A 25,810-nucleotide genomic window follows, 5' to 3' on the forward strand; every position below is an offset into this window, starting at 1 on the left:
TATTGGCATGTCTTTATTCCACGTACATTTGTCTTTTCATCAAATACTATAACAATCTTACCAAAAAAGCAAGCCTTTTTTTGTTATTTATGCTGTTATTAATTCTCTTCCAGATATTTTTTGTTTTCCTGGATCACCTGACGCATAACCTCCGGTCCCGGAGCTCCGTAAGTAGTACGCTTTTCCACACAGGTCTTCATACTTACAGCCTGGTAAATATCTTCCTGGAAAACGGGGCTGATCGCCTGATATTCGGCAAGAGGAAGATGATCCAGGGAAGTACCAAGTTCAATACACTTCAATACAAGCTGGCCTACGATCCCGTGGGCATCCCTGAAAGGCACACCATGGTTCACCAGATAATCTGCCGCATCTGTAGCATTGGTAAAGCCATTCTTTGCACTGGCTTCCATATTGTCCTTCTTAAACTCCATGGTAGATACCATACCTGTAAATAATGCCAAGCAACCTTTAACTGTATCAATGGCATCAAAGGTTAGTTCCTTATCTTCCTGCATGTCTTTATTATATGCCAGTGGAATCCCCTTCATAGTTGTAAGAATAGACATAAGAGCACCATATACACGACCAGTCTTGCCACGTACCAGCTCTGCAATATCCGGATTCTTCTTCTGCGGCATAATACTGCTGCCTGTACTGTAGGCATCATCAATCTCCACAAACTGGTATTCATTGGAATTCCACATAATGATCTCCTCAGAAAAACGGCTGAGATGCATCATGATCGTAGAAAGGGCTGATAAAAGTTCGATCACATAATCTCTGTCAGAAACAGAATCCATACTGTTCCTGGTGGGCTCATCAAATCCCAGAAGCTGTGCTGTATACGCCCTGTCCAGCGGATATGTAGTACCTGCAAGTGCACCGGCTCCCAAAGGACAAGTATTCATCCTTTTGCGGATATCCATAAGACGCCCTCTGTCTCTTCGGAACATCTCAAAATATGCACCAACATGATGGGCAAGTGTAACCGGCTGTGCTTTCTGAAGATGGGTAAAACCAGGCATCCAGGTCTGTACATTGCCTTCCATGATCTTAAGAAGAGCCTTCAGAAGATCCTTTACCTCACCGTCAATCGCATCAATCTCATCACGCACATAAAGCTTCATATCCAGGGCTACCTGGTCATTACGGCTCCTGCCGGTATGCAGCTTCTTACCTGCATCGCCTACACGTTGGATCAGGTTGGCCTCCACAAAGCTGTGGATGTCTTCATACTCGGAAGTTATGGCAAGTCTTCCTTCCTTTACATCCTCCATAATGCTGCCAAGCCCTTCCATGATCTTGTCCTTTTCTTCCGCTGTAAGAATCCCCTGCTTTGCCAGCATCTCCACATGGGCCATACTGCCTCTGATGTCCTGCTCGTAAAACTTCTGGTCAAAAGAAATCGATGCATTAAAATTGTATACAAGTTTATCTGTTTCTTTTGTGAAACGTCCGCCCCAAAGCTGTGCCATGTTTCTTCCTCATTTCTTTTATTTTTTTGCAAACAGTTCAGCAGCCATATCCTTAAAGTCTGCTGCACCATTACATTTTTCTATGACAGTTTATCACAGATTATCCAGTTTGGAAAGTTCTTCCTTCCTGTCTCTCCTGGAAAACACACATCCGCAGTAATTCTGCCTGTACAGTCCATATTCCCTGGAAAGCTGGATAGACCGCTTATATCCATCCTTTTTCTTAAAGTCTGACGGCAGATGAGATACCTGATAAATCTCTCCTAGTTCTTCTCCGATCTCATTGATCTTTACCGCATTTTTCAGTGGACTGATCGACAACGTAGTTGTAAAGTAATCATACCCGCCTTCTTTGGCCAGGCGGGCTGCCTGCTCCATCCGAAGCCGATAGCAGCCAAAACACCGTTCTCCTCCTTCAGGAACATTCTCAAGTCCTTTCGCCATATCATAAAAATCCTGCGGACAATATTCTCCTTCGAGAAGATCCACAGGATGTTCAAATTTCATCTCTTGTATCAACCTGAGAATCTCTGCCACACGTTTGGCATACTCTTCTGCAGGTGCTATATTAGGATTATAGAAAAAAACTGTGATCCTGAAATACTGTGAAAGGTATTCCAGCACATAACTGCTGCATGGAGCACAGCAGGCATGTAAAAAAAGCCTTGGTACATGCCCCTGCTCCTGTTCTTTTTTAATCAGATTTTCCAGTTCTTTTTGATAATTTACATTCGCCAATTCTCTCGCCCATCCTTACAATCGTCTCATATCCAGCTTCTGTATTCTCCAGCAGGTCACTGTCCAGCCGCACCTTTCCATGCTGTAAAAACAGAATAATCGTGGAGCCTCCAAATTCAAAATAGCCTTTTTCTGCTCCCTTTTTCACATGGCAGGAATCCTTTTCCAGGTTTGTGATCTTTCCAACCATCATGGCACCTACTTCCATCATCATTATGGTGCCAAACTTCTCTGTACGGATCAAAGTATATTCTCTTGCATTCTCACGGTAAATAGGAAACGCATCATTAGCTGCCGGATTAACAGTATGATAGATCCCGGGCAGCGTAACATTTTTTGATTTCTGTCCATCTGCCACATAACAGTAATGATGGTAATCATCCACCGTCAGGCGAAGGATCACAGCATATCCACCCTTATAATGGTCTGCCAGTCTTTCGTTTCTAAGGAGCTGTGCAGCAGTATACAAAGTGTCCTTTATATAGAACCTGGTATCTGCCCCGATCCTGCATACAGTAGCCTTACCGTCACAGGGACTGATCAGCAGATTCTCTCCCTGGGCAATCATACGTTCCCCGGGTCTGATCCTTCTGGTAAAAAAATCATTGTAAGAGCGAAATCTCTGCTTTGTATACACAGACAGGTCAATCTGATTTTTTTTCACAAAACCAGGAACCATCCCTGCTGATAGCGGGCTATTCAGGAAAACACCGGCTGCCTTTGAGACAAATGGACGTACCAGCAGTTTCAGGCAAAGTCTTCCTCCCCGATCATTGTACAGAAAGTGGAGAAGCTTGTCCTGTCCGTTTTCTTCAATTGTGATATTTCCTTTTCTGTCTATATAGTTCATTTGTATTCAACACCTTTATAATAAAATGATGGTACCAGAGCCAAAATAAAAATAATGATACCAGGATCAAAAGGTTTGGGCTGTGATACCTGCGGATTTTATCTTTATAACAAATGGAACATAAATGCAAGTGCAATGCCTACCAGTGCAACCAGCAGAATGATCATTGGATTCTGTGGTTTCTTTACTTTAATGTCGCTGATAAACAGTACTCCTACAACCACCACTGCCACATTGATCACAAAAAGGAAGTACCTGCCACAATATTTTCTTAACAGATACAGGAAAGGTAAAATGATCGCCATGGATGTGATGGGCAGCCCCTGATAATATTTCCTGGTTTCTGCAGTTTCATTCTGACGCTTTTCTTCCATTACATTAAAAAAAGCAAGACGGATCACAGAGGCCATTCCGTAAAGAGCAAGGATGAACACACTGAATGCTCCCCGCATCCCCAGGCAATAGCAGATCATAATGGGAAAAACTCCAAAACAGACCACATCACACAAGGAATCGATCTGAATGCCGAATCTCTTCTCATCTTCTGTACGATTCTTCTTGGTACGGGCGATCTTCCCGTCAAACATATCGCAAAGCCCGGACAGGGCAAGACACAGAATAGCTACCCGAAAATCCCCTTCCAATGCCCGTGTCATACCCACAATGGAAAACCCCAGACTTATATAAGTCAAAACAACTGTATAATCATAAAAACCTAACATACGCTTTTCTCCTTTTTTTCTGTTTGTGTATCATCCCGTATCACAAAATATGCAACACAGGTCATTATGGCACTGATCAGCATCTGTCCATAATAAGACAATCCTCTGCTAAGAAGCATGGACGGCAGAAGCAGATCGCCAAACACCGGCTCAAACATGCGGATGTAAAGAGTCTCACTGATACCCATACCGCCAGGCAGCGGAAGCATATCCACTGATACGGAAATCATGGACTGCAGCAGTGTAATGGCAAAAAAGCCCACTGAATGAAGTCCCAGCGAACGGTACACCCAATAGGTGATGGTGAACAAAATACATCGTTGAACCAGAGTAATAAGAAATACATTCAGGATGATCCTTTTATGGCCTGCCCAAAAAGCTGCAGTGGCATGGTACTGATCCATAGACTCTTCCAGCTTTTTCAAACGGCTTTCCTTTTTCTTCAGGAACTTTACATGCTCCAGAAGCTTCAGTCCCTTTACCATCAGCCATTTTGCAAGACCAGGAGCAAATACCAGAGTCAGCATCAGGGTAACGCAAAAAATATTAAGTCCCAATCCCAGATAAAAGACCCACATGTAATCTCCAAGATATCCTCTGAGAAAACCACTGCCAAATATAGCTGCTACCACACCGATCAGTACAAGCACAGCCTTATATGTAATGGTAACGATCATCAATACCAGCGTGGTCACAGGGACAGGCATCTTGTCCTTTTTCATGAAATAGATCTGCATTGGCTGTCCTCCGGACGCAGATGGAGTAATGCAGCTGAAAAAAAAGCCTACAAAGGAATACAGGGCGCAGTGTCCCATCTTTACCTTTGCTCCCAAAGTACGCATCATATAGAAAATGATCGTTGATTCTCCCAAAATAAAAAGTATCACACAGACCAATCCCAGCAGCAGATACCGCCAGTCAGCATCCCTCACTGCCTGAAGAATATCACCGATATCCTCTCCTCGAAATACAAAATGGATGGTCAGTACAAAAACAACAACCAGAAATACCAGATTAAAAATCGTTTTTCTTTTGCTTGACATTGGATTATCTCTTTCATTTAAAATTCCTTTTCTCAGCATTATATCATAAATTCTTACAAAAGCATATGATAAAATATATTAAATTGGAGGCAAAATATATGAAGCCACTACTGGAAGTCAGAGATGTAAGCCTCTCCTACCACAGCCTTTCCGGGGAAACACCAGCCCTTTCTAATATATCCTTTGACCTGATGCCTGGCGAGTTTCTTGCCATTGCCGGTCCATCCGGATGTGGGAAGTCTACGCTCCTGAACCTGATCAGCGGACTTTTAACTCCTGAAAAAGGCTCCATCTATATGGGAGATCAGCCTGTAGGAACCCCAAACACACGTATAGGATATATGCTGCAGAAAGACCATCTGCTGGAATGGAGATCCATATACAGAAATATTATCCTGGGGCTGGAGATCCGTCATCAGCTTACTCCCGCCAAAAAAGAGCTGGCAGATCAGATGCTGGCCACTTATGGTCTGGATAAATTCAGAAATGCCAGACCGTCCCAGTTGTCTGGAGGCATGCGGCAGCGTGCTGCCCTAATCCGTACCCTGCTGCTGAAGCCGGAGCTTCTACTCCTTGATGAGCCCTTTTCTGCCCTTGATTATCAGACACGTCTGAATGTAAGCGATGATATTGGAAAAATCCTGAAGAAAGAAAATAAACCTGCAATTCTGGTGACTCATGATATCGGAGAAGCCATTAGTATGGCTGACCGTGTAGTGATCCTGTCAAAACGTCCTGCTGTTGTGAAAAAGATCGTCCCCATTGAGCTTGGCCTAAAAGACAGAACACCTATGTCCTCCAGAAATGCCTCGCTTTTTAAATATTATTTTAATCTAATATGGAAGGAGCTAAATCAGAATGAATAATCACTCTTTCAGACAACAGCAATATCTTTTCAGGTTAAAAAGAGACAGAATCCTGATCCATGCATTCAGGCTCCTGCTTCTAGCTTTTTTCCTGTTTTTCTGGGAAACCGCTTCCAGGAAACAATGGATCGATTCCTTTATTTTTTCCAGTCCTTCCCTGGTCCTGGAAACCTTTGTAAAAATGCTGAAAGAACAATCTCTTACCTTGCATATCCGCATCACACTGTCAGAAACCCTGATCAGCTTTTTTCTTGTAATGAGTCTTGGTATCTTAAGTGCAGTGATCCTATGGCTTTTCCCAAAAATCTCCAGAATCCTGGAGCCCTACCTGGTGGTTCTGAACAGCCTGCCAAAATCCGCACTTGCTCCACTTCTTATTGTCTGGCTGGGTGCCAGCGAGAAAACTATTATTGTATCCGGCATATCCGTCGCCATCTTCGGCTGTATTCTCAACCTGTATACAGGCTTTACCGAAATCAGCCAGGAAAAGCTGAAACTGATACGAACCCTTGGGGGTGGCAGGATAGATGAATTATTTAAGATCGTCCTTCCCTCTTCTGTACCTACCATACTAAGCAACATGAAGGTAAACATAGGTCTTTGTCTGGTTGGCGTGATCATTGGGGAATTCATTGGTGCCAGACAAGGACTGGGATACCTGATCATCTATGGAAGCCAGACCTTTAAGCTTACCTGGGTACTGATGTCCATTGTGATCCTGATGATCATTGCCATGCTTTTATATGGAATCCTGAATCTTATTGAAAGAAAAGTGAGAAAGCACTAATTGTCGGAGTCTTTCTCCGGCCTACATAAGCAGCTGCTTCAGCCACTTTGAAGCCGCTTCCGTATTCTGGGCATTTACAAGCACGGCCACACATACCGGCTCATATTCAACTCCAAACTGTTCTTTCAGATTTTGATTTAAAACCAGAATGTGATTTCCCTGTACCTTTTGTCCTGCTGCCTGAAGGGTATCCTGATCTAACAGCTGATCAAGATCCATAAAATAACCTTCCTTTTCAAAGGAACTGCAAAGTGTTTCCGGCATTAATACCACATCGAAAGCCTGCGCCTGAACCTTTGTCACAAAAGCCACCTGGCTGTATGTATCCAACTGGGTACCATCTTCATTTGATACCAATGTTTCTGTAATATCAACCTTCTGGTATGGGTCCTGGTCAATCCCCGATAATTCTTTCAGGTTTTCTTGGACAGTTTCATAATCAGCACCTGCAGAATCTACCACAGCAATGGATAAGAAGGTTTTGATCCTGGCATTTTCTATCCAGCTTCGTATTCCAAAAGCCAGGAACACTATCCCTATTGCTGCAAAAATCCATACCTTATAATACATCCAGATATACTGCAGTTTTCCTTTCCAATCCATTACTTTTAATTTTTCTTTTTCCAGAAGCCTTTTTTCTTTTTTAGTAAGATCTGATTCATGTTTCTGACTCAGCTGCTGACAGGTATGTTCCTCCTGCTGTTTTTTTTTATTTTCATCTTCCAGTTCAATTCTCATAAAATTCCTCATTTTCATTTCATAATATTTATATATGATACCATACTTTCTCAGAAATAAACATACATATTCTTGTTCTGTCACAGAATTCCATTTATAATATGATTACAGCGTCAAAAGGTCTGAGCCCATCTGTACCAGCCATATGTGGGGGAATGCCTTAAGACACGCCCTGAATATAAGGAGGCATTTTTCCCATGAAAAAAAAAGGCTACTATTCTTCCGGTGAATTTGCAAGGATGGCCCACGTTACCCTTCGCACCATCCGTTATTACGATAAACAGGACATCCTGAAGCCCTCATATGTATCCCCTGCAGGAGCACGTTTTTATACAGATGAGGATTTTGCCCGTCTGCAGCAGATCCTTCTTTTAAAATACTTAGGTTTTTCTCTGGACGATATCCGTAAAATGACTATTGATGATTCAGATTATCACTTCATGCTTAATTCCCTGGATGTGCAGCTAAAGCTTGTACGGGATCGGATTGAACAAATGGAAATGGTAGAACAGGCTATACTGGATACTGCAGACATGATCCGAAAGGAGCACACAGTAAACTGGAGCCAGATGCTGAACCTGATTCATCTTACAGGCATGGAAAACAGCCTGAAGAACCAATACCAGGATGCCTCCAATATTTCTGCCAGAATCAATCTGCACAGTCTTTATTCTGTGAACCACCAGGGATGGTTCCCCTGGTTTTACCAGCATTGTCATCTGACAGATGGTATGAAAGTGCTTGAGATTGGATGTGGCGACGGTACTTTATGGACAGAGAATCTTTCCTGCCTTCCCAGGAATATTTCCGTAACCCTTTCCGACACTTCAAGCGGTATTCTCCGTGATGCCCGAAGAGCCATAGGAGGAGTGGATCCCCGTTTTTCCTATACTGCCTTTGACTGCCATCAGATACCTTTCCCAGATGAAAGCTTTGACCTGGTGATCGCAGGCCACGTACTTTTTTACTGTGACAGAATCGGGGATGTATGCCAGGAAGTAAGCCGTGTATTAAAGCCTGGCGGTTTGTTCCTGTGCTCCACATACAGCAGCAGCCATATGCGAGAGGTAAGTCAGCTTGTTCAGGATTTTGATGACCGGATCGTTCTTTCCGCAGAAAAGCTTTATGAGAAATTTGGCAGAGAAAACGGAGCCGGGATTCTGTCCAGGTATTTTTCCTCAGTAACCTGGGAATCCTATCCTGATCACCTTGTGGTTCCTGATGCCCAGCCTCTGATCTCCTATATCCTTTCCTGCCACGGCAATCAGAATCAATATATTCTGGATCATTACAAGGAATTCCGCTCCTTTGTGGAGAAAAAAACAGAGCATGGTTTTCACATTACTAAAGATGCAGGACTTTTTCTTTGTGAAAAAGTAACAAATTTAAAAAAATTGTAAAAAAGCCCTTGAAAGTGACCTTACGTTATCTTTTATACTGAAACTATCATAAATAACGCACCATTTACAAAACAAAGGAGAAGATATTACTATGAAGGGAATTATTCTTGCCGGAGGCTCCGGTACCCGTCTTTATCCGCTTACCATGGTAACATCCAAACAGCTGTTACCGATTTATGACAAACCTATGATCTACTATCCCATGTCCGTATTGATGAACGCAGGGATCCGTGATATCCTGATCATTTCCACACCTCAGGATACCCCAAGATTCCATGAACTTCTGGGGGATGGACATCAGTTCGGTGTACATCTGACCTATGCTGTACAGCCAAGCCCGGACGGACTTGCACAGGCCTTTATCATTGGTGCCGACTTTATCGGCAATGATACCGTTGCAATGGTTCTTGGTGATAATATTTTCGCTGGACATGGCCTGAAAAAAAGGTTAAAAGCAGCTGTTGAAAACGCAGAATCCGGCAAAGGAGCCACTGTTTTCGGTTACTATGTAGATGATCCGGAGCGTTTCGGTATCGTAGAGTTCGACAAAGACGGAAAAGCAGTTTCCATCGAGGAAAAGCCAGAGCATCCAAAGAGCAACTACTGTGTGACAGGCCTTTATTTCTATGACAACCGAGTGGTTGAATATGCAAAGAACCTGAAGCCAAGTGCCAGAGGAGAGCTGGAAATCACAGATCTGAACCGTATCTACCTTGAGAATAATACATTAAATGTAGAGCTTCTGGGACAGGGCTTTACCTGGCTGGATACCGGTACACATGAAAGTCTGGTGGAGGCAACCAACTTTGTAAAAACTATGGAAAGCCATCAGCACAGAAAGATCGCCTGCCTGGAGGAGATTGCCTACTTAAATGGCTGGATCACAAAGGAAGACGTTTTAAAGGTATACGAAGTTCTGAAAAAGAATCAGTATGGACAGTATTTAAAAGACGTTCTGGATGGTAAATATCTGGATGTTCTGCACTGAAAGGAGAATTTATAAAATGAAGATCATTGTTACCGGCGGTGCCGGATTTATCGGAAGCAACTTTATTTTTCATATGTTAAAAAAATATCCGGATTACCGGATCATCTGTCTGGACTGCCTGACCTACGCAGGTAATCTTTCCACTCTTGCACCTGTAATGGACAATCCAAATTTCCGTTTTGTAAAAGAAAGCATTACAGATAGAGAAGCTGTATACAAACTTTTTGAAGAAGAGCATCCGGATATGGTTGTAAACTTTGCAGCAGAAAGCCATGTAGACCGTTCTATCGAAAACCCTGAGGTTTTCCTGAACACCAATATTATCGGCACTGCTGTTCTGATGGATGCATGCCGCAAATACGGAATCCAGCGTTACCATCAGGTTTCCACTGACGAAGTTTATGGAGATCTGCCTCTGGACCGCCCGGACCTGTTCTTTACTGAGGAAACTCCCATCCATACAAGCAGCCCTTACAGTTCTTCCAAAGCAGGCGCTGACCTTCTGGTACTTGCTTACCACAGAACTTACGGCCTGCCTGTAACCATCAGCCGTTGCTCCAACAACTACGGTCCATACCACTTCCCTGAGAAGCTGATTCCTCTTATGATCGCAAATGCGCTGAATGACAAGCCTCTTCCGGTTTATGGAAAGGGCGAAAATGTACGTGACTGGTTGTATGTAGAAGATCACTGCAAGGCAATCGACCTGATCATTCATAAAGGCCGCGTAGGCGAAGTTTACAACATCGGCGGACATAACGAGATGAAGAACATCGATATTGTAAAAATCATCTGTAAAGAACTAGGCAAACCGGAAAGCCTTATTACTTATGTAGCAGACCGTAAGGGGCATGACATGCGTTATGCCATCGATCCTACCAAGATCCATAATGAGCTTGGCTGGCTTCCGGAAACAAAATTCGCAGACGGAATCAAAAAAACCATCCGCTGGTATCTTGACAATAAGGAATGGTGGGAAACCATTATTTCCGGTGAGTATCAGAATTACTACGAAAAAATGTACGGCAATCGCTGATATAAGGATCGTGAGGAGGACGCTATGAAGTTTTTTGTAACAGGTGTGGCAGGACAGCTTGGCCATGATGTGATGAATGAGCTGCACAAGCGGGGCTTTGAAGGCGTTGGGTCTGATATTGCACCGGTCTACAGCGGTATACAGGATCATTCCCCGGTTACTGAAATGCCTTATGTTTCCATGGACATTACAGATGCCAGGGCCGTAGAAAATATCCTGACACAGATCAAACCGGATGCTGTGATCCATTGTGCTGCATGGACAGCTGTTGATGCTGCCGAAGATGAGGATAAACAGGAAAAGGTTCGCCTGGTAAACGTAACAGGCACAGAAAATATTGCAAAGGTATGCCAGAAGCTGGACATTAAAATGATGTACCTTTCTACCGACTATGTATTTGACGGACAAGGAGAGTCGCCTTGGGATCCGGACTGCAAGGATTACAAGCCATTAAATGTTTACGGACAGACCAAACTGGACGGTGAACTTGCTGTTTCCGGTCTTGTTTCCAAATTCTTCATTATCCGTATTGCCTGGGTGTTTGGAAAAAACGGAAAGAATTTTATCAAAACCATGCTAAGTCTTGGTAAAACACACGATACCCTTCGTGTGGTAAATGACCAGATTGGCACCCCTACCTACACCTTTGACCTGGCCCGTCTGATGGTAGATATGATTTTGACCGACAAATACGGATATTATCATGCTACCAATGAGGGGGGCTACATCAGCTGGTATGACTTCACAAAGGAGATCTTCCGTCAGGCGGAAGCCCTTGGACATCCGGAATATGCTCCTGATCACTGCCACGTATATCCGGTGACTACTGCTGAATATGGTGCTTCAAAAGCAGCAAGACCATTTAACAGCCGTCTGGATAAAAGCAAGTTGGCCAAATGCGGATTTACTCCTCTTCCCACCTGGCAGGATGCACTTGCTAGATATTTAAAAGAACTGGATTTCTGATAATTAAAAACAATTTTAGGTTGGTTTATCCCTGACAGCAAAAGACCTGCAAAGTACGAAAAATACTTTTGCAGGTCTTTTTTAACATATTCGTTTTACCCAAATTTATGCAGCGCTATCTGCTGTTGTAGTGTCTGCTGCAGCATCTGCAGCTGTACCTTCCTGTGCATCTGAACTGCCCTCCTGCCCCGGAACAGGGGATGGAGTGATAGGACCGTCCTCCGGGATTCCCATATCCTGGGTAGATGTATCAGAAGCAGCCTCATCCTGAGTGATGGTCTGTCCGTCACGTACCTTTGCCATCAGCTCTTTGGCCTTATCTACTGTAGTCTCATCCGGGATCATAACGTAAGCAGGCTGACTTAAGGAGTATGGCTTTTCCTTTGCACCAGTACCATTCACGCTGTAAGTAACCACATTCCAGGTGCCCCCATTCTTCAGCTGATCCTGGAGGATCTCAGCAATCTCCTCATAAGTAATATTCGTGCCAAAGCAGCCATCCAGGCCTTCGATCACACTGGAATAATTCTTCAGGATGTCCGGAGACATTGCCTTTGCAATCACTGCTTTGATCACAGCCATCTGGTTCTTGCCCCTCTGTCTGTCACCTTCAGAAAATGCATATCTCTCTCTTGCAAATACAAGAGCAGACTCTCCATCCAGATGATTGACGCCTTTGTTGTAATGCCATCCCAGAATGTTTCTGGAATCAAATTCATAATCAGAATCCACATCAATGCCGCCAAGTGCATCAATGATCTTTGTAAATCCTCCAAAGTTCACGCGGAAATAATAATGAATATCTTCATCGTAAAGCATACCCAATGTATCCATACATACATCAATACCATAGATACCGGCATGGGTCAGCTTATCCTTTGCTCCATTGGAAATAGAAAGAGGAACAAAATAATCTCGTGGTGTGGACACAAGCAGGATCTGCTTTGTCTCTGTATTGATGGTGGCCACGATATTCACATCACTTCGGCTGGAAGCAGTCATCTCGCCTCTTGTATCAATACCGCTAATATAAATGGTATAGATCTTGCCGCCGCCAGCAGTCTCTACCGGCTTCACCGGCTCTTCATCCTTCTCGGCGATCACATTCTCCACATCTACTGTACCAACTTCTTTGATCTTTGACTGGATATCTGTATATCCTTCCATCTCGGACAAGACTTCCACATAAGCCTGGTTCAGGATCAGTGCCTGTACCTGACCGTTCAGAAGACCATCTGCCAGTTCTGTAAGCCCTGGGAACTCTACTGTATTCACATCTGTATCAAACTGGCTTTTCAGATGGGCAACAGCTCCGTCTGTGTTGGTACGGTCAAGAGCCTGAAGGATACCATAAGTGTCCCCCTTGGTGGCGTCCACAGAATCTGCTGTATCCTCAGCCTTTACATAAACAGATATCTTGGTGATCTCAGTCTTTTCTCCGGAAATCCTGGTGATGGCTTTCCTTGTCTGATTCACGTAAGCACCGCCAATGGCAAGAATTGCAATAAATACAAACCCAAGCAAAGCCCCGACAGTAAACCGGATCTTATTGCTCATTCGCCATACAAGGGCTGCAGTGAGGACCACGAACAAAAACAGGATCACACCGGCAACAATCATGTAGGTATCTGGAATCATCTTTGTTCTGGCAAGCATAACCATAAAGATCACGGAAACCACCAGTAAAAGCACAGTGATCACCAGACCTGGCACCCTGTCAAACTTTTTCTTCCAATTCATCCTTGCATTCTCCTTTTCATCACATATTTCAAGAATGCCTCGGCATTCTTGCTGCGAGGTGCGCGTCATGCAATTGCATGACATACTTCTCCTGCGCACCTCTGCAATCCTGCCGGAGGCTATATCAGCTGGGGGATTGACTCCCAGCTGATATTCAAAATCACCCCATATTTTATACGCTGGATACATGAAAATCAAGAGGAGAATCCTTATACAGCTTAAATTTAAGATTCTTTTTATAAATTATGGGATTAAAATGGATATTTTTCAACGTGTATGCTATAATTCTAACCAAATTGCGGAAAATCTCACATTATAGGAGGCATTATACATGACCAAAGATACTTTTTTACAGCTTGCAGACCAAATCCTGCTCCTTGACGGCGCCACAGGCTCCAATCTGATGGCAGCAGGAATGCCAAGAGGCGTATGCACCGAAGAATGGGTGCTCAGCCACAAAGATGTGATTCAGAAACTGCAGAAAGAATATATCGAAGCAGGAAGCCAGATCATCTACGCTCCTACCTTTGGCGGCAATCGGTGCAGTCTTAGCCTGCACAATCTTCAGGATCAAGCCAGCCAGATCAATCATACACTGGTCAGCTATTCGAAAGAGATTGCCAAGGGCAGGGCTTATGTAGCCGGTGATATTACCACCTCCGGCAAGATGATGGTTCCGGCAGGCGAAATGACGTATGAAAACGCCTATGAAATGTACAAAGAACAGGCTGGATACCTGGTAGATGCCGGTGTGGATCTTTTTGCAGCAGAAACCATGATCAATATCGAAGAAACACTGGCAGCTGTAGATGCTGTCTCCAGTATATGCGATCTTCCTATCCTTTGCACCATGACTGTAGAAGCAGATGGCAGTATTTTCAGCGGCGGCAATGCAGTTGAAGCAGCACTTGCCCTGGAGGCAGCCGGTGCATCAGCTGTAGGAGTGAACTGCTCTGTGGGACCAGATCAGCTGGTATCTGTGATACGGAATATACACGAAAACGTATCCATACCTGTAGTTGCCAAGCCCAATGCAGGTATGCCTTCCATTGATGACCAGGGACATGCTGTATACAATATGACCGCAGAAGATTTTGCCAGACATATGAAAGTACTGATAGAAAATGGTGCCTCTGTGATAGGAGGCTGCTGCGGCACCACACCGGAATTTATCCGTCAGACCGCACAACTGATCCGCAGCCTTTGATCCCCCTTCTGTTATCTTACTTTAATTGCTTTTTTAGGACACATTTCCTGACAGCAAAAACACCGGATACATTTTTTATAATCATAAACAGGCGGCTGGTCTTTCCCCTTACGGAAGTCCACCGCCTTTTCCGGCACAGGACAGCTATTCACACAGATACCACATTTAACACACAAATCCGCCTGAATATAGGGCTTTTTCTGGAACAGATTCAATGCTTTAGCCATCCTGGTCCACAGGTTCTGCCGGAGTCTTTTCCGATCCACATGAAAATCTGGTTTACCAAACAGTTTCACAGCATCTGAAATGGAAATCTCTTTTCCTTCAGGAAGGAGAACTAAGATTTCCTCTTCCTTCCATGTACCAAGCCCCATCTTTTCTCCATGATAATTTGTTGGAACCAATGCAGGATCCAGATAGACAAGTCTTGCAAACATACTATCAAGGGCCACAGGATCTGTAGACATAAGCAGTACATTCATAGGCACAGGATCACCTGCTCCCGGACCATTGCCCTCCATGGCAACAATGCCATCCATCAGATACAGCCTGGGCTTTACCATCTTGTTCAAATCAACCAGCATTCTGGCAAAGCTATCCGCACTGGGATACCTGGTATGTCCAATGGCTTTTTGTCTTCCATATATAAATCCATAACTGTTTTTTACTGCCCCTGTGATCCGCTCCAGTGCATGTGTTTTCATTTTTGACACAGAAATCACACAATCCGCCTCTGTAAGCTCCTTAGGCAATATAAATTCCTTTGCCTGGATCCCCTGAGGATAAGAAACCATTACTGGTTTTTTATAATCAACAGCAGGGATGTGATACTTTTCCAAATAAGCATCCATCCCTGTTCCTTGTATCACCTTACTGGTAGTTCCATTTCCGCAAGAATCTGCCAGCATGATCCGGTTATAACCTTCTTCCCGCAGGATCCTTGCCAGCGCACCGACCACAATAGGATGAGTGATCACAGCCTTTTCTATTTCTGCTTTTTTCAGAAGATTTGGTTTTAAAAGGATTTGTTCTTCTTTTCCGATCAGGCTTTCAACACCTCCAAGCAGTGCAAGCCCTTTTTTAAGAAGAGAATAAATTTCTTCTTCCTCATATTCCTTACAAGGAAGAAGAATCACTCTGCTTTTTTGCTCCATAAATCAGTCCTTCCCTTCTGTAAGATCTGTATTTCTCACTGCCCGGCGTACCGGAAGGATACAGGCAGGAACTACAGACAGGCCATCTACTCCCATTTGTATAAATGTGTGTGTAAGCTTTGTATCTGCAGCTATCTCGCCACAGATGTATACTTTACGTCCATTTTTATGTCCTGCATCCACCACCATCTGGATCATCTTCAATACAGCCGGATGATGATCATTATACTTGTTACGAAGTAAAGGATTCTGCCTGTCCATGGCAAGGGTATACTGGGTCAGATCATTGGTGCCAAGGCTTAAGAAATCCACTCTTTTAGCCAATTCTTCACTAATCATTACTGCAGCCGGTGTCTCGATCATAATAGCCTTTGGAATCTCCTGGTATGGCTGTCTTTTTTCGTCCAACTCTGCTCTTACTTCAGCAAGAATCTGCTCTATAGCATCCATCTCCTCCATGGAATCGATCATTGGATACATCAGTGCCAGACGGCCATACGCGGAAGCACGGTAAATAGCACGCAGCTGAACCTTAAACATTTCCCTTCTGTCAAGGCAGAGACGAATTCCCCGATTCCCCATGATAGGATTGATTTCCTCGGGGATCTTCAAGTATTTCGCCTGTTTATCAGCTCCCAGGTCTACTGTACGGATCACTGCCCTTTTCTTGCCCATCGTCTGGGCTACTCTTTTGTAAGCAGCAAATAATTCCTCTTCGCTGGGATAATTCTCTCTTCCCAGATACTGAAATTCACTTCGTAAAAGACCAATACCGGCCGCCTCATAATAAAGCACACTGTTTAGGTCATCTAAATTGCCAATATTGGCATAGATCGGCACTATACGTCCATCTACTGTTTCGTCCTTCTGATGCCTTAGTTTCAGAAGGTCTTCCCGTTCTTCTATATCTGCGATCCTGCGAATCTCATATTCTTTCAAAAATTCTCCGTCCGGCTGGATATACAATGTACCTGTATATCCATCGACAATGGCATTTGATCCATTCCACTCTTCTTTGGGAGAAATCCCCACCAGAGAAGGGACTGCCATGGTGCGGGCCAAGATCGCAGCGTGGGATACCTGCGATCCCTGCTGGGTCACAACCGCAAGCAGCTGTCCCTTATCCATTTCCATGATCTCTGTTGGGGAAAGGCTGTCTGATACAAGGATCACCGGTTCCTTTCCCAGATCGATCCTGGGAAGTACTCCGCCAAGAACTGTGATCAGATGGTCAGCATTTTGACGGACACATCGGATCTGCTCCTTCACAGCTGGATCTTCCAGACTGGCGAAGGTGGCTGACAATTCCTCTTTTGTAGTCATCACAGCATAAACTGCACTGACTTTTTCCGCTTTTATCATACTTTCCACTGCTTTTTCAAAGCTTCCCATGGAAAGTACGCTGATCTGATGCTGAAGATCTTCTTTTTGTTCTTCCTGATCTGCCATCTTAAGCTGATGTTGCAGGTCTTTTAAAACCTGGTCTTTTGCCTGTTCAAATCTGGTCAATTCATACTTTACATTATTGATCAGATACTGGCTTAGCTGATACTCTGCCCGGTTATAATAAAAGATCTTCCCAATGGCGATTCCTGCAAATGTAGACATGCCTTTATAAATTTCCATAATAAAATGATCCCCTTAATCGCAGGCTGCTTTAAACTCCGTCCAATTCTTATTGTACTGCTCGTCAGCCTCTGCGCTTACATTCTGAATAATCTCGCCCTTTGTTACATCCTCCGGTACTACCAGGTTAGGATCTACAAACTCATCTGCTGCTTTATTGGTGCAGTAGTAACCGATATAGTCAAAGCACTTAGCAGATACTTCCGGCTGCAGGATATAGTTTACAAACTGATAAGCTGCATCCTTGTCCGGTGCTTCACTTGGAATAAACATACCCATAATACCAAATCCAAGACCCTCTTTCGGATATACTACCTTCAGATCCGGATTTTCTGCAAGTACAGAAGTAACCTGTGAAGTATAAAGGAATGCTACGGATGCTTCCCCATTAAGAAGTGCATCCTGGGTATTATCATCCTGGATCATACGTACATTGGGAGCCAGTTCCAGAAGTTTCTTTCCGGTTTCTTTAATAGAATCCACATCCTCTTCATTCATGCTCTTTCCAAGTGCAAGGTTTGTGATACCATTGATAACCCTGTAGTTGGCTGTCAAGGCAATACTGTCTTCCAGAGACGGATCCCAAAGGTCATTATAGCCTTCAATGTCAATGTCCACTTCGTCCGGATCATACACGATCAGCGGAATACCTGCACCATAAGGTACGGTATACTCATCTGTAGGATCGTAGAACTGTCCCTGATACAGAGAATTGATATTTTCAAAATTAGAAAGCTTATCTTTATCAAGTTTTTCAGCAAGGCCTTCCTGGATCACTTTTTCCAGAATATAGTCATCTGCGATCACCACATCATAGTCTCCGCCCTTTGCCATGGAAACCTTCTCCAGCATGGTCTCGTCTGTATCAAAGTTGGAATATGTGATCTTAATCCCTGTCTCACTTTCAAAATCATCCAGTACTTCCTGTGGAAACATGCCCTGCCAGGTATAAAGCACAAGCTCGGAATCATCTGCATAAGCAGGAGTAACAGATGCTGCAACAGATGCTGCACATAAAACAGCTGCAAAAATCTTTTTTTTCATAATAGTTTCTCCTCTTCTACTTATTTATAATCACCGAAGCCTTTTATCTTCGATAACTACCATGTTGTACCAGCCTACTCGGCCTTGATCTTTGTCCAAAGCTCTGCATACTTTTGTTTGATCTTTGGCTTCTGGTAACGGAAGATCTCATTATCCGAATTATCAATATCCGGAATATAAGAAGAAATCCCTTCATATGTACCCTGGATCATTTCGTCATATGCACTCTTTACAGAAGAAGTATAACCTACTTCCTCAGTATTGGAAAGAGCAGATTCATCATCCAGCATAAAATTAATAAACTGATGTGCCAGCTCTACCTCATTACAGTCTTTGGTGATCACCATTGCATCATACCACAGGTTGGTACCCTGATCCGGTGTAAAATAATCCAGTTCCGGATTTTCACTGATAATATACGAAGCATCACCAGAATATACCACAGCCAAAGCTTTATTTCCCGAAATCATATTGTCGATCACATCATCGCCTGCATAGATTGGTTCCATGGTATTTCTCTGATCGATCAGCCACTGGAATGCCTCCTGGATCTGTGCATCCTCTGTTGTGTTCATGGAATAACCAAGCGCTTTCAGTGCAATCATAAAGGAATCCCTTTCTGAATCATACATATACAGGTTTCCTTTATATTTCGGATTCCGAAGCAGTTCCCAGCCTTCTTGCAAATCTTCCTTGGATACTACATTTTTATTATAAAGAATTCCTACCGTTCCCCAGAAATAAGGACAGGAATACCGGTTTCCCGGATCATAACTTCTGTTCTTGACTTCTGTCAGAAGGTTTTTCCCATTTGGGATCAGATCCCAGTCAAGATACTGAAGGTACTCCTCCTTGATCAAACGTTCGATCATATAATCTGAAGGAATCAGTACATCATAAGACTCACCGCCTGAAAGCTTGGTATACATCATCTCATTGGATTCAAAGGTTTCGTATACCACTGTACAGTTATACTCTTTTTCAAATTCCTGAAGCAGCTCCAGATCCATGTACTCTCCAGCATTATATACCTTCAGTACATGAGTTCCTCCTGCCGTCTGTCCCATACGGACCAATCCGGCAAAAAGAGCCAATGCAACCAGCACAGTGACCAGCCGTACAACCTTCCTGCTGCGCTTTCCCTGAAACTTTTCCAGCAATTTAGGAATATGTCTTCCCCCAATCAGTACCACTGCAATCACTGCGATCACAATGGCAGATAAGGCATTAATCGTAGGATTGATCCTCTTTGTCATATTATATACAACAATAGAAATATTTTTCACACCATTTCCGGACACAAAATACGAAATAACAAAATCATCAAAGGACATGGTAAATGCAAGAAGCACACCTGCAAAAATCCCATCCTTTATCATCGGAACGATTACCTTAATAAGTGCCTGTGCCGGCGTTGCCCCCAGATCCATAGCCGCATTGGCCAGATTAGGGTCAAGGCTTCTGACTTTGGGATATACGCTGGTGATCACGTAGGGAGTACAAAAAGCAATGTGTGCCAGCAGCATAGTCAGATAACCCTTCCGAAAGCCAAGGGACGAAAACAAAAGCATCAGTCCGATAGCTGTTACAATATCCGGATTCAGAATCGGCAGATTATTAATATTTAAAAGCAGTTCTTTTACCACTTTCCTTGACTTTGAAAGCCCAATGGCTGTGATCGTACCAAGAACGGTAGAGATCACAGTGGCCAAAATGGCAATGGTCAGAGAAACATATACCGCCTTTATCACTTCCCCATTGTGTAAAAGTTCACCATACCATCTAAGAGAAAATCCTGTAAACTTTGTCAATGATTTTGATGAATTAAAGGAAAAAATCATAGTGACGAGAATAGGAAGGTAAAAGAAGATCAGGCATAATGCAATGTAAAATCTTGAAAATATTCCGTTTTTTCTTTTCATCTGTCCCCTCCTATTCATCCTGTTTATCCATACGCTTCATCAGTCCCATAAATATCAGGATGATCACAGCAAGGATCAGAGAAATCGCACTTCCGAAATTCCAGTCCCCTACAGAGATAAACTGGGATTCGATCAGATTACCGATCAGCATATACTGTCCTCCTCCAAGAAGCTTTGGGATAACGAAAGAGGAAATAGCCAGAAGAAATACCATCATGATCCCATTTACCACACCTGGAAGGGAAAGCTTCCAGATCACTTTCCAGAAAGTCTGAATCTTATTGGCGCCCAGATCATAAGCAGCCTCAATCAGGGATTTATCCATTTTGGTCAAAGATGTATGAATAGGAATGATCATAAATGGCATAAAGTTACATACCAAGCCTATCATAACGGAAAAATCTGTGTACATCATAGACACCGGTCCAAGCCCTATCATGGAAAGCAGATGATTGATGATCCCGTTGTCGGAAAGCAGATTCATCCATGCATACGTGCGAAGAAGCATATTGATCCACATAGGAATGGTTACAAGAAGGATCAGCATACTCTGTATTTTTTCGGGGAATTTTGAAATCATATAAGCCAATGGATATCCCAGCACCAGGCAAATAACTGTAGTTAGTAAACCAAGCCAGAAGGATTTCAGGATCACATTCAAGTATGTTGCTTCCAGGAATTTTGCAAAGTTTCCCCAGGTAAAAGTAACAGTAAGGACTTCATTTCCTTCTTTTGTGACAGCGTACAGGGCAATCAAAAAAAGCGGTATCAGCAAAATGACCACTGCCCAGATAAAATACGGTATGATCAATCTTTTAAACTGTTTCATCAGTATGCCCCCATCCTGTACATGACATGAATATCCTCAGGACCGAATTTCAGCCCTACTTCCCGTCCTGCTTCTGCGTAATCAGTTGTCTGCACCTTGTAGATCCTATTCTCAGTTTCTACCAGAATCTCATAATGCACACCTTTAAATGTAATATTTTTCACTACTCCTGTGATCTTTGCATCCTGTGGTTCCACAATATCCAGATCCTCCGGGCGAAGGACTACTTCGATCTCTTCATTGTCTTCAAACCCTTTATCTACACACTCAAACTGGAATCCATCAAATTCCACCAGATAATCATGGATCATAATTCCTTCAATAATGTTTGATTCACCAATAAAGCCTGCAACGAAACGGTTTTCCGGCTCATTGTAAATATCTGTAGGAGAGCCGATCTGCTGGATCTCTCCATTATTCATAACTACCACTGTATCTGACATAGAAAGAGCCTCTTCCTGATCATGGGTGACATAGATAAAAGTAATCCCTACTTCCTGCTGGATCTTTTTCAGCTCGATCTGCATCTGCTTGCGGATCTTCGCATCAAGAGCACCTAAGGGCTCATCCAGAAGCAGCACCTTAGGTTCATTTACCAGTGCCCTGGCAATGGCCACCCTTTGCTGCTGACCGCCGGACAGAAGGGTTACATCCCTTTTTTCAAATCCTTCCAGACCTACCATTTTCAGCATTTTGCCTACTTTCTGATCGATCACGGATTTTTCCACCTTTTTCAGGTTTAATCCAAAGGCTATATTTTCAGCTACATTGAGATGGGGAAACAGGGCATACTTCTGGAAAACTGTATTTACCTCCCTTTTGTAGGGCGGAAGCTTGGAAATCTCAATTCCGTCAAACAGTACTTCCCCTCCACTTGGCTCCTCAAACCCTGCTATGATACGCAAAGTGGTTGTTTTTCCACACCCGCTGGGTCCTAAAAGGGTGAGAAACTCATTTTCATAAATATCCAGGTTGATGCCTCGCAGTACCTGCTGGTCATCAAAATTTTTCGTAAGATTCTTAAGCTGGATCAGTTTGTTCATACTCTTTTCTCCTCAGTAAATGTAAATACTTGGTTCCATAGCAGGAATTCCTGCTGAAAAAATTTTTTACCGGTTCTTTTTCCTACGTATGCTGCGGATCAGGCTGTACAGAAGCAGCATGATCACAGTAAAAGCAAGCATAATGGTACAAAGGGCATTTATCTCCGGTGTAACCCCTGTTTTTATCTGGGTATACACCTTGATAGGCAAAGTAGACAGCTTAGGACCATTAATAAAAATACTGATAACTACATCATCCATGGACATGGCAAATGCAAGCAAAGATCCGGATACGACTGCCGGCATGATCAAAGGCAGTGTAATATCAAAGAATGCACGCATGGAGGATGCCCCCAGATCCCTGGCAGCCTCTTCAAGGGACGGATCCATCCCCACAAGCCTTGCTTTCACCTCCATTAGTATATAAGGCACGCAAAATACAGTATGGCCGATCAAAAGGGTAAGCATGCCAAATGGCAGGTTCAGCATGTAAAAGAATGCCATCAGAACCATACCAAGAATGATCTCAGGAATCATAAGCGGCAAAATGGAAATGTATTCCAGAATGCCTTTGGACTTCAGATGCAGTCTGGACAGCCCTACAGCCCCAAATGTACCGATCACTGCAGATACTAAACAGCTGGCCGCGCCAAGGATCAGGCTGTTCACCAGCGCCTGAAGCATGGCACTGTCCCCCATCAGTTCCTGATACCACTTCAGGGAGAATCCGGTAAATCTTACCGGAAGCTTTGCCTCATTAAATGAAAAAACGATCACTACCCCAATAGGCAGATACATCAGCAAAAATATAATAACAAGATAAAGATTTGCAAATTTTGAATTCTTTTTCATCCTACTCCCTCCAAATCCTTTGCATTTGTAAGCTTTCGGTATAACCAGATCATCAAAGTTGTAAGAATCATCATGACTACTGCCAGTGTTGCTGCAAACGGCCAGTTATTCCCTCTTGTCATCTGATCCTGGATCAGGCTTCCTACAAGCACGATCTTATTTCCACCCAAAATGTCTGCTATAAAGAACAGTCCCATGGACGGCACGAAAGTAAGGATCACACCGGATAACAGGCCTGGCAGGGTAAGCCTCCAGGTGATCGTCCAGAATGCTTTGATCCTTCCTGCGCCCAGATCTCTGGCTGCCTCTACCAATGACCAATCCATCTTTTCTGCACTGGAATACACAGACAGGATCATAAAAGGAAGAAGCACGTATACCATACCTACTACAATGGCGGGATAGCTGTACAGCAGCTTTAATGACTTATCAATGATCCCCAGCTTTTTCAGCACAAAATTCAGAATTCCTTTTTTCTGAAGGATAATGATCCATCCGTACAGACGGATCAAAGAATTCACCCAGAAAGGAAGCATCAGGATCAGCATGGCCTTTTTCTTTTTTCCTGCAGGCAGCTTTGCCATAAAATAACCAAAGGGATAGCCTACCAGTCCAATGATCAGAGTACTTGTCACAGCCAGCTTAAAAGACTGTACAAAGGTATTCAGATATACCGGTTCCAGGATCTTTTTATAATTATCAAGGGTAAATATCCATTCTACCCCATGTACGGCTCCAGGTGTAGCAAAGCTTAGCGCAACCATATAGATCAAGGGACATGCTACAAACAGGATGGTAAAAATATATAATGGCAGGATCATGCCTACAGAGTGGCTTTTCACCTTGTGTTTCTTTTTCTCAGTATTATAATTGCTCATCCTGATCCTCCCTGTCTACGATCACTCCGTCTCCAGGTTCAAAGCTCCAGCCAACCTTCTGGCCGATCTTAACATTTGCATCAATCCCGTATCTGCTGGCTGTTATCTCACTGCCATCAGGCAATTCCAAAAGCATACGCAGCTGACCGCCAGCAAAAGACTTTTCTTTCACAGTAGCTGTCAGGCTTCCTGTACCGCTTTCATCCACATGAATACTTTCGCTGCGAAGTGCAAATGTAACCTTTTCGCCTTTTTCTAGGGATATGCCTTCTGATGCCACCAGCAGTTTCTGTTCTCCTGTAAGAAGAACCGCCTGTGTTCCTTCCATTCCCTGGCAAATCCCTTCTAGGATATTGGCGTTTCCTACAAAATCTGCCACATAACTGGTTTTGGGATGATTATAGATCTGATCCGGTGTACCGATCTGCTCAAAGTGTCCTTCACGCATCACAGCGATCCGGTCAGACATGTTAATAGCCTCTTCCTGGTCATGGGTAATATAGATAAACGTTATACCCAGCTTTTTCTGAAGACGCTTCAGTTCTGTCTGCATAGCCCGACGAAGCTTCAGATCCAATGCCCCTAAAGGCTCATCCAAAAGCAGTACCTGGGGATTATTGATCAGCGCCCTGGCGATTGCCACCCTTTGTCTCTGCCCGCCGGAAAGCTGATCCGGTTTTCGTTTTTCAAATCCGGAAAGCTGTACCAGCTCCAGCATTTCTGATACTCGTTTCTTTATTTCCTGCTTTGGTACTTTTTTCAGTTTCAGTCCATAGCCTACATTATCTGCTACAGTCATGTGAGGAAATAGGGCATAGTTCTGGAAAATGGTGTTTACACCTCTCTGGTTTGGTTCCAGGTCTGTAACATCTTTGCCATCCAGATATACATTTCCGCTATCCGGCGCTTCCAGTCCTGCTATGATCCTTAATGTGGTAGTCTTTCCACATCCAGATGCTCCAAGTAGTGTGATAAACTCACCTTTTTCAATGGAAAGGCTGATCCCTCTTAACACATCTTCGTCCTTGCCGAAGCTTTTGGTAATATTTTTTAATTCCAGAGAATAAACTGACATGTAACTCTTTCCTTTCTCATATAGTAAGCTGTCCATCTTTGCAGACAAGTCTTTTTAGACAAAAAAAGATACGGCACCTGCTGCCAGTTATGAAACAGCTATGGTATCCGTATACTTTCTGCATCTATATTTAATTGTATGCCAAGCGAGAGCAGGTCCGTCCTGCTCCATCCAGTCTGCACGTACGCCAGTGCTTCCAAGGCATGTATCAATTGCAGATTCCAGGGTACGCAAAAAAGCCGCTGCTTTTGCTGCGGTTCTCTCGTCATAATAAAAAGCGTAACCTGCTGCGTACTGATTCATCTCTTTTACCACCTTTCATTGCGGCGTAACTGCTCATGTGTAACCTGTGCCTTTTGTTCTTAACCGGCACATGCTGCGTAATTTTCATAAAACTATCACAGTTTTATCTTTTTGGGAATATGTTTTATAAAAAAATCCTGCATCGTCATCATCGACGCAGGATCTTCCTATAAGCTGGAAATGAGACTCGAACTCACGACCCCTTCATTACGAGTGAAGTGCTCTACCGACTGAGCTATTCCAGCATGTTGTTCTTAGAACTCTTGTAATTACTGGGATTCCAGTAAATATGCTGTGTTCCAGCATACTATAACTTTCATCCCAAACTGTTGTTTAGTTTAAATGCTTTTGTCTTGTTTGTCAAGTTGTTTTTTTATTATAAGGAAGCGGACAGAAATAATTTTGATGTCAAAGCACCGAAATCCTGATTACGCGGAATGTTCCAAGCTTTGTTCCGTGCTTTGCACACACGGGAGTTTGACAGTTGAATATAAGAAAAAATGCTTGCAGGCCTTATGGTACCTG

General features: G+C 43.5%; 24 protein-coding genes and 1 tRNA gene. 7 read left to right on the forward strand and 18 right to left on the reverse strand.

What is annotated here, in order from left to right; all coding sequences use genetic code 11:
• Positions 1–98 precede the first annotated feature (98 nt).
• From argH to G5B11_RS01775, 5 genes are all read right to left on the reverse strand, one after another.
• Entirely contained in the window at positions 99–1,478 is a 1,380-nt protein-coding gene (argH, locus tag G5B11_RS01755; protein WP_173726649.1) for an argininosuccinate lyase, read from the reverse strand.
• A 93-nt stretch (positions 1,479–1,571) separates the two neighbouring features.
• A complete protein-coding gene (locus G5B11_RS01760) occupies positions 1,572–2,216 on the reverse strand; it encodes an epoxyqueuosine reductase QueH (RefSeq protein WP_173726650.1) in 645 nt (214 codons plus the stop codon).
• On the reverse strand, positions 2,173–3,066 hold the full coding sequence (locus G5B11_RS01765; protein ID WP_173726651.1) for a phosphatidylserine decarboxylase: 894 nt from the start codon (positions 3,064–3,066) through the stop codon (positions 2,173–2,175). The genes G5B11_RS01760 and G5B11_RS01765 overlap by 44 nt, the downstream gene beginning before the upstream one ends.
• A gap of 104 nt (positions 3,067–3,170) precedes the next feature.
• Entirely contained in the window at positions 3,171–3,788 is a 618-nt protein-coding gene (locus G5B11_RS01770) for a CDP-alcohol phosphatidyltransferase family protein (protein ID WP_158420267.1), read from the reverse strand.
• A complete protein-coding gene (locus tag G5B11_RS01775) occupies positions 3,782–4,831 on the reverse strand; it encodes a lysylphosphatidylglycerol synthase transmembrane domain-containing protein (protein ID WP_158420266.1) in 1,050 nt (349 codons plus the stop codon). The genes G5B11_RS01770 and G5B11_RS01775 overlap by 7 nt, the downstream gene beginning before the upstream one ends.
• A 98-nt stretch (positions 4,832–4,929) precedes the next feature.
• On the opposite strand from G5B11_RS01775, the gene G5B11_RS01780 reads away from it, so the two are divergent.
• Together G5B11_RS01780 and G5B11_RS01785 are read left to right on the forward strand one after the other, a co-directional pair.
• The gene (locus G5B11_RS01780; protein ID WP_173726652.1) at positions 4,930–5,697 is read left to right on the forward strand and encodes an ABC transporter ATP-binding protein; all 768 of its coding nucleotides are present in this window, start codon (positions 4,930–4,932) and stop codon (positions 5,695–5,697) included.
• Positions 5,690–6,484 carry an ABC transporter permease gene (locus tag G5B11_RS01785; protein WP_158420264.1) on the forward strand — a complete coding sequence of 265 codons (795 nt, stop codon included), beginning with the start codon at positions 5,690–5,692 and terminating at the stop codon, positions 6,482–6,484. The genes G5B11_RS01780 and G5B11_RS01785 overlap by 8 nt, the downstream gene beginning before the upstream one ends.
• Before the next feature lie 21 nt (positions 6,485–6,505).
• On the opposite strand, the gene G5B11_RS01790 is transcribed toward G5B11_RS01785, so the two are convergent.
• The gene (locus G5B11_RS01790) at positions 6,506–7,222 is read right to left on the reverse strand and encodes a hypothetical protein (RefSeq protein ID WP_173726653.1); all 717 of its coding nucleotides are present in this window, start codon (positions 7,220–7,222) and stop codon (positions 6,506–6,508) included.
• Between the two features lie 197 nt (positions 7,223–7,419).
• Between G5B11_RS01790 and G5B11_RS01795 the strand changes: the two genes are divergently transcribed.
• From G5B11_RS01795 to rfbD, 4 genes are all read left to right on the forward strand, one after another.
• Positions 7,420–8,622, forward strand: a complete 1,203-nt coding sequence (locus G5B11_RS01795; protein ID WP_173726654.1) for a MerR family transcriptional regulator — start codon at positions 7,420–7,422, stop codon at positions 8,620–8,622.
• Positions 8,623–8,713: 91 nt separating this feature from the next.
• A complete protein-coding gene (gene rfbA, locus G5B11_RS01800; protein WP_173726655.1) occupies positions 8,714–9,610 on the forward strand; it encodes a glucose-1-phosphate thymidylyltransferase RfbA in 897 nt (298 codons plus the stop codon).
• A 16-nt stretch (positions 9,611–9,626) separates the two neighbouring features.
• Positions 9,627–10,646: a dTDP-glucose 4,6-dehydratase gene (gene rfbB, locus G5B11_RS01805; RefSeq protein ID WP_158420260.1), complete on the forward strand. Its 1,020-nt coding sequence runs from the start codon at positions 9,627–9,629 to the stop codon at positions 10,644–10,646.
• Between the two features lie 24 nt (positions 10,647–10,670).
• Entirely contained in the window at positions 10,671–11,612 is a 942-nt protein-coding gene (gene rfbD, locus G5B11_RS01810) for a dTDP-4-dehydrorhamnose reductase (protein WP_173726656.1), read from the forward strand.
• A 105-nt stretch (positions 11,613–11,717) separates the two neighbouring features.
• Here rfbD and G5B11_RS01815 read toward each other — a convergent pair whose 3' ends face one another.
• Positions 11,718–13,352, reverse strand: a complete 1,635-nt coding sequence (locus G5B11_RS01815) for an LCP family protein (RefSeq protein ID WP_173726657.1) — start codon at positions 13,350–13,352, stop codon at positions 11,718–11,720.
• Positions 13,353–13,683: 331 nt separating this feature from the next.
• Here G5B11_RS01815 and G5B11_RS01820 point away from each other — a divergent pair, with 331 nt between their 5' ends.
• On the forward strand, positions 13,684–14,559 hold the full coding sequence (locus G5B11_RS01820; RefSeq protein WP_158420257.1) for a homocysteine S-methyltransferase family protein: 876 nt from the start codon (positions 13,684–13,686) through the stop codon (positions 14,557–14,559).
• 11 nt (positions 14,560–14,570) lie between these two features.
• Here G5B11_RS01820 and G5B11_RS01825 read toward each other — a convergent pair whose 3' ends face one another.
• From G5B11_RS01825 to G5B11_RS01875, 11 genes are all read right to left on the reverse strand, one after another.
• Entirely contained in the window at positions 14,571–15,713 is a 1,143-nt protein-coding gene (locus tag G5B11_RS01825) for a DUF362 domain-containing protein (protein WP_173726658.1), read from the reverse strand.
• A 3-nt stretch (positions 15,714–15,716) separates the two neighbouring features.
• A complete protein-coding gene (gene ptsP, locus G5B11_RS01830; protein WP_173726659.1) occupies positions 15,717–17,339 on the reverse strand; it encodes a phosphoenolpyruvate--protein phosphotransferase in 1,623 nt (540 codons plus the stop codon).
• Between the two features lie 15 nt (positions 17,340–17,354).
• Positions 17,355–18,383 (reverse strand): ABC transporter substrate-binding protein, encoded by a 1,029-nt coding sequence (locus tag G5B11_RS01835; protein WP_173726660.1) that lies wholly within the window; start codon positions 18,381–18,383, stop codon positions 17,355–17,357.
• A 74-nt stretch (positions 18,384–18,457) separates the two neighbouring features.
• Positions 18,458–20,305 (reverse strand): extracellular solute-binding protein, encoded by a 1,848-nt coding sequence (locus tag G5B11_RS01840; protein ID WP_173726661.1) that lies wholly within the window; start codon positions 20,303–20,305, stop codon positions 18,458–18,460.
• A 10-nt stretch (positions 20,306–20,315) separates the two neighbouring features.
• Complete coding sequence (locus tag G5B11_RS01845) at positions 20,316–21,134, reverse strand: ABC transporter permease (RefSeq protein WP_173726662.1); 819 nt, start codon at positions 21,132–21,134, stop codon at positions 20,316–20,318.
• Positions 21,134–22,177: a spermidine/putrescine ABC transporter ATP-binding protein gene (potA, locus tag G5B11_RS01850; protein WP_173726663.1), complete on the reverse strand. Its 1,044-nt coding sequence runs from the start codon at positions 22,175–22,177 to the stop codon at positions 21,134–21,136. The genes G5B11_RS01845 and potA overlap by 1 nt, the downstream gene beginning before the upstream one ends.
• A 66-nt stretch (positions 22,178–22,243) precedes the next feature.
• Positions 22,244–23,029: an ABC transporter permease gene (locus G5B11_RS01855; RefSeq protein ID WP_173726664.1), complete on the reverse strand. Its 786-nt coding sequence runs from the start codon at positions 23,027–23,029 to the stop codon at positions 22,244–22,246.
• Positions 23,026–23,907, reverse strand: coding sequence for an ABC transporter permease (locus G5B11_RS01860; protein WP_173726665.1), 882 nt, complete (start codon positions 23,905–23,907; stop codon positions 23,026–23,028). Before G5B11_RS01860 ends, G5B11_RS01855 begins: the two co-directional genes overlap by 4 nt.
• Positions 23,894–24,982, reverse strand: coding sequence for an ABC transporter ATP-binding protein (locus G5B11_RS01865; RefSeq protein WP_173726666.1), 1,089 nt, complete (start codon positions 24,980–24,982; stop codon positions 23,894–23,896). Before G5B11_RS01865 ends, G5B11_RS01860 begins: the two co-directional genes overlap by 14 nt.
• A gap of 87 nt (positions 24,983–25,069) precedes the next feature.
• On the reverse strand, positions 25,070–25,285 hold the full coding sequence (locus G5B11_RS01870; protein WP_173726667.1) for a hypothetical protein: 216 nt from the start codon (positions 25,283–25,285) through the stop codon (positions 25,070–25,072).
• A gap of 172 nt (positions 25,286–25,457) precedes the next feature.
• Positions 25,458–25,530: transfer RNA gene (locus G5B11_RS01875), tRNA-Thr, on the reverse strand.
• Positions 25,531–25,810 lie beyond the last annotated feature (280 nt).

It is taken from the genome of Blautia glucerasea, from assembly GCF_013304385.1.
Lineage (GTDB): Bacteria > Bacillota > Clostridia > Lachnospirales > Lachnospiraceae > Blautia_A > Blautia_A ammoniilytica.

Bases quoted from the DNA above. Each gene is read 5' to 3' on its own strand.
- G5B11_RS01840 (WP_173726661.1), bottom strand. From the start codon at position 20,305: ATGAAAAGAAAAAACGGAATATTTTCAAGATTTTACATTGCATTATGC.
- G5B11_RS01825 (WP_173726658.1), bottom strand. From the start codon at position 15,713: ATGGAGCAAAAAAGCAGAGTGATTCTTCTTCCTTGTAAGGAATATGAG.
- G5B11_RS01765 (WP_173726651.1), bottom strand. From the start codon at position 3,066: ATGAACTATATAGACAGAAAAGGAAATATCACAATTGAAGAAAACGGA.
- G5B11_RS01845 (WP_173726662.1), bottom strand. From the start codon at position 21,134: ATGAAACAGTTTAAAAGATTGATCATACCGTATTTTATCTGGGCAGTG.
- G5B11_RS01860 (WP_173726665.1), bottom strand. From the start codon at position 23,907: ATGAGCAATTATAATACTGAGAAAAAGAAACACAAGGTGAAAAGCCAC.
- G5B11_RS01790 (WP_173726653.1), bottom strand. From the start codon at position 7,222: ATGAGAATTGAACTGGAAGATGAAAATAAAAAAAAACAGCAGGAGGAA.
- G5B11_RS01865 (WP_173726666.1), bottom strand. From the start codon at position 24,982: ATGTCAGTTTATTCTCTGGAATTAAAAAATATTACCAAAAGCTTCGGC.
- G5B11_RS01870 (WP_173726667.1), bottom strand. From the start codon at position 25,285: ATGAATCAGTACGCAGCAGGTTACGCTTTTTATTATGACGAGAGAACC.
- potA (WP_173726663.1), bottom strand. From the start codon at position 22,177: ATGAACAAACTGATCCAGCTTAAGAATCTTACGAAAAATTTTGATGAC.
- G5B11_RS01820 (WP_158420257.1), top strand. From the start codon at position 13,684: ATGACCAAAGATACTTTTTTACAGCTTGCAGACCAAATCCTGCTCCTT.
- rfbB (WP_158420260.1), top strand. From the start codon at position 9,627: ATGAAGATCATTGTTACCGGCGGTGCCGGATTTATCGGAAGCAACTTT.
- ptsP (WP_173726659.1), bottom strand. From the start codon at position 17,339: ATGGAAATTTATAAAGGCATGTCTACATTTGCAGGAATCGCCATTGGG.
- G5B11_RS01775 (WP_158420266.1), bottom strand. From the start codon at position 4,831: ATGTCAAGCAAAAGAAAAACGATTTTTAATCTGGTATTTCTGGTTGTT.
- G5B11_RS01835 (WP_173726660.1), bottom strand. From the start codon at position 18,383: ATGAAAAAAAAGATTTTTGCAGCTGTTTTATGTGCAGCATCTGTTGCA.
- G5B11_RS01785 (WP_158420264.1), top strand. From the start codon at position 5,690: ATGAATAATCACTCTTTCAGACAACAGCAATATCTTTTCAGGTTAAAA.
- rfbA (WP_173726655.1), top strand. From the start codon at position 8,714: ATGAAGGGAATTATTCTTGCCGGAGGCTCCGGTACCCGTCTTTATCCG.
- argH (WP_173726649.1), bottom strand. From the start codon at position 1,478: ATGGCACAGCTTTGGGGCGGACGTTTCACAAAAGAAACAGATAAACTT.
- G5B11_RS01770 (WP_158420267.1), bottom strand. From the start codon at position 3,788: ATGTTAGGTTTTTATGATTATACAGTTGTTTTGACTTATATAAGTCTG.
- rfbD (WP_173726656.1), top strand. From the start codon at position 10,671: ATGAAGTTTTTTGTAACAGGTGTGGCAGGACAGCTTGGCCATGATGTG.
- G5B11_RS01815 (WP_173726657.1), bottom strand. From the start codon at position 13,352: ATGAATTGGAAGAAAAAGTTTGACAGGGTGCCAGGTCTGGTGATCACT.
- G5B11_RS01855 (WP_173726664.1), bottom strand. From the start codon at position 23,029: ATGAAAAAGAATTCAAAATTTGCAAATCTTTATCTTGTTATTATATTT.
- G5B11_RS01795 (WP_173726654.1), top strand. From the start codon at position 7,420: ATGAAAAAAAAAGGCTACTATTCTTCCGGTGAATTTGCAAGGATGGCC.
- G5B11_RS01780 (WP_173726652.1), top strand. From the start codon at position 4,930: ATGAAGCCACTACTGGAAGTCAGAGATGTAAGCCTCTCCTACCACAGC.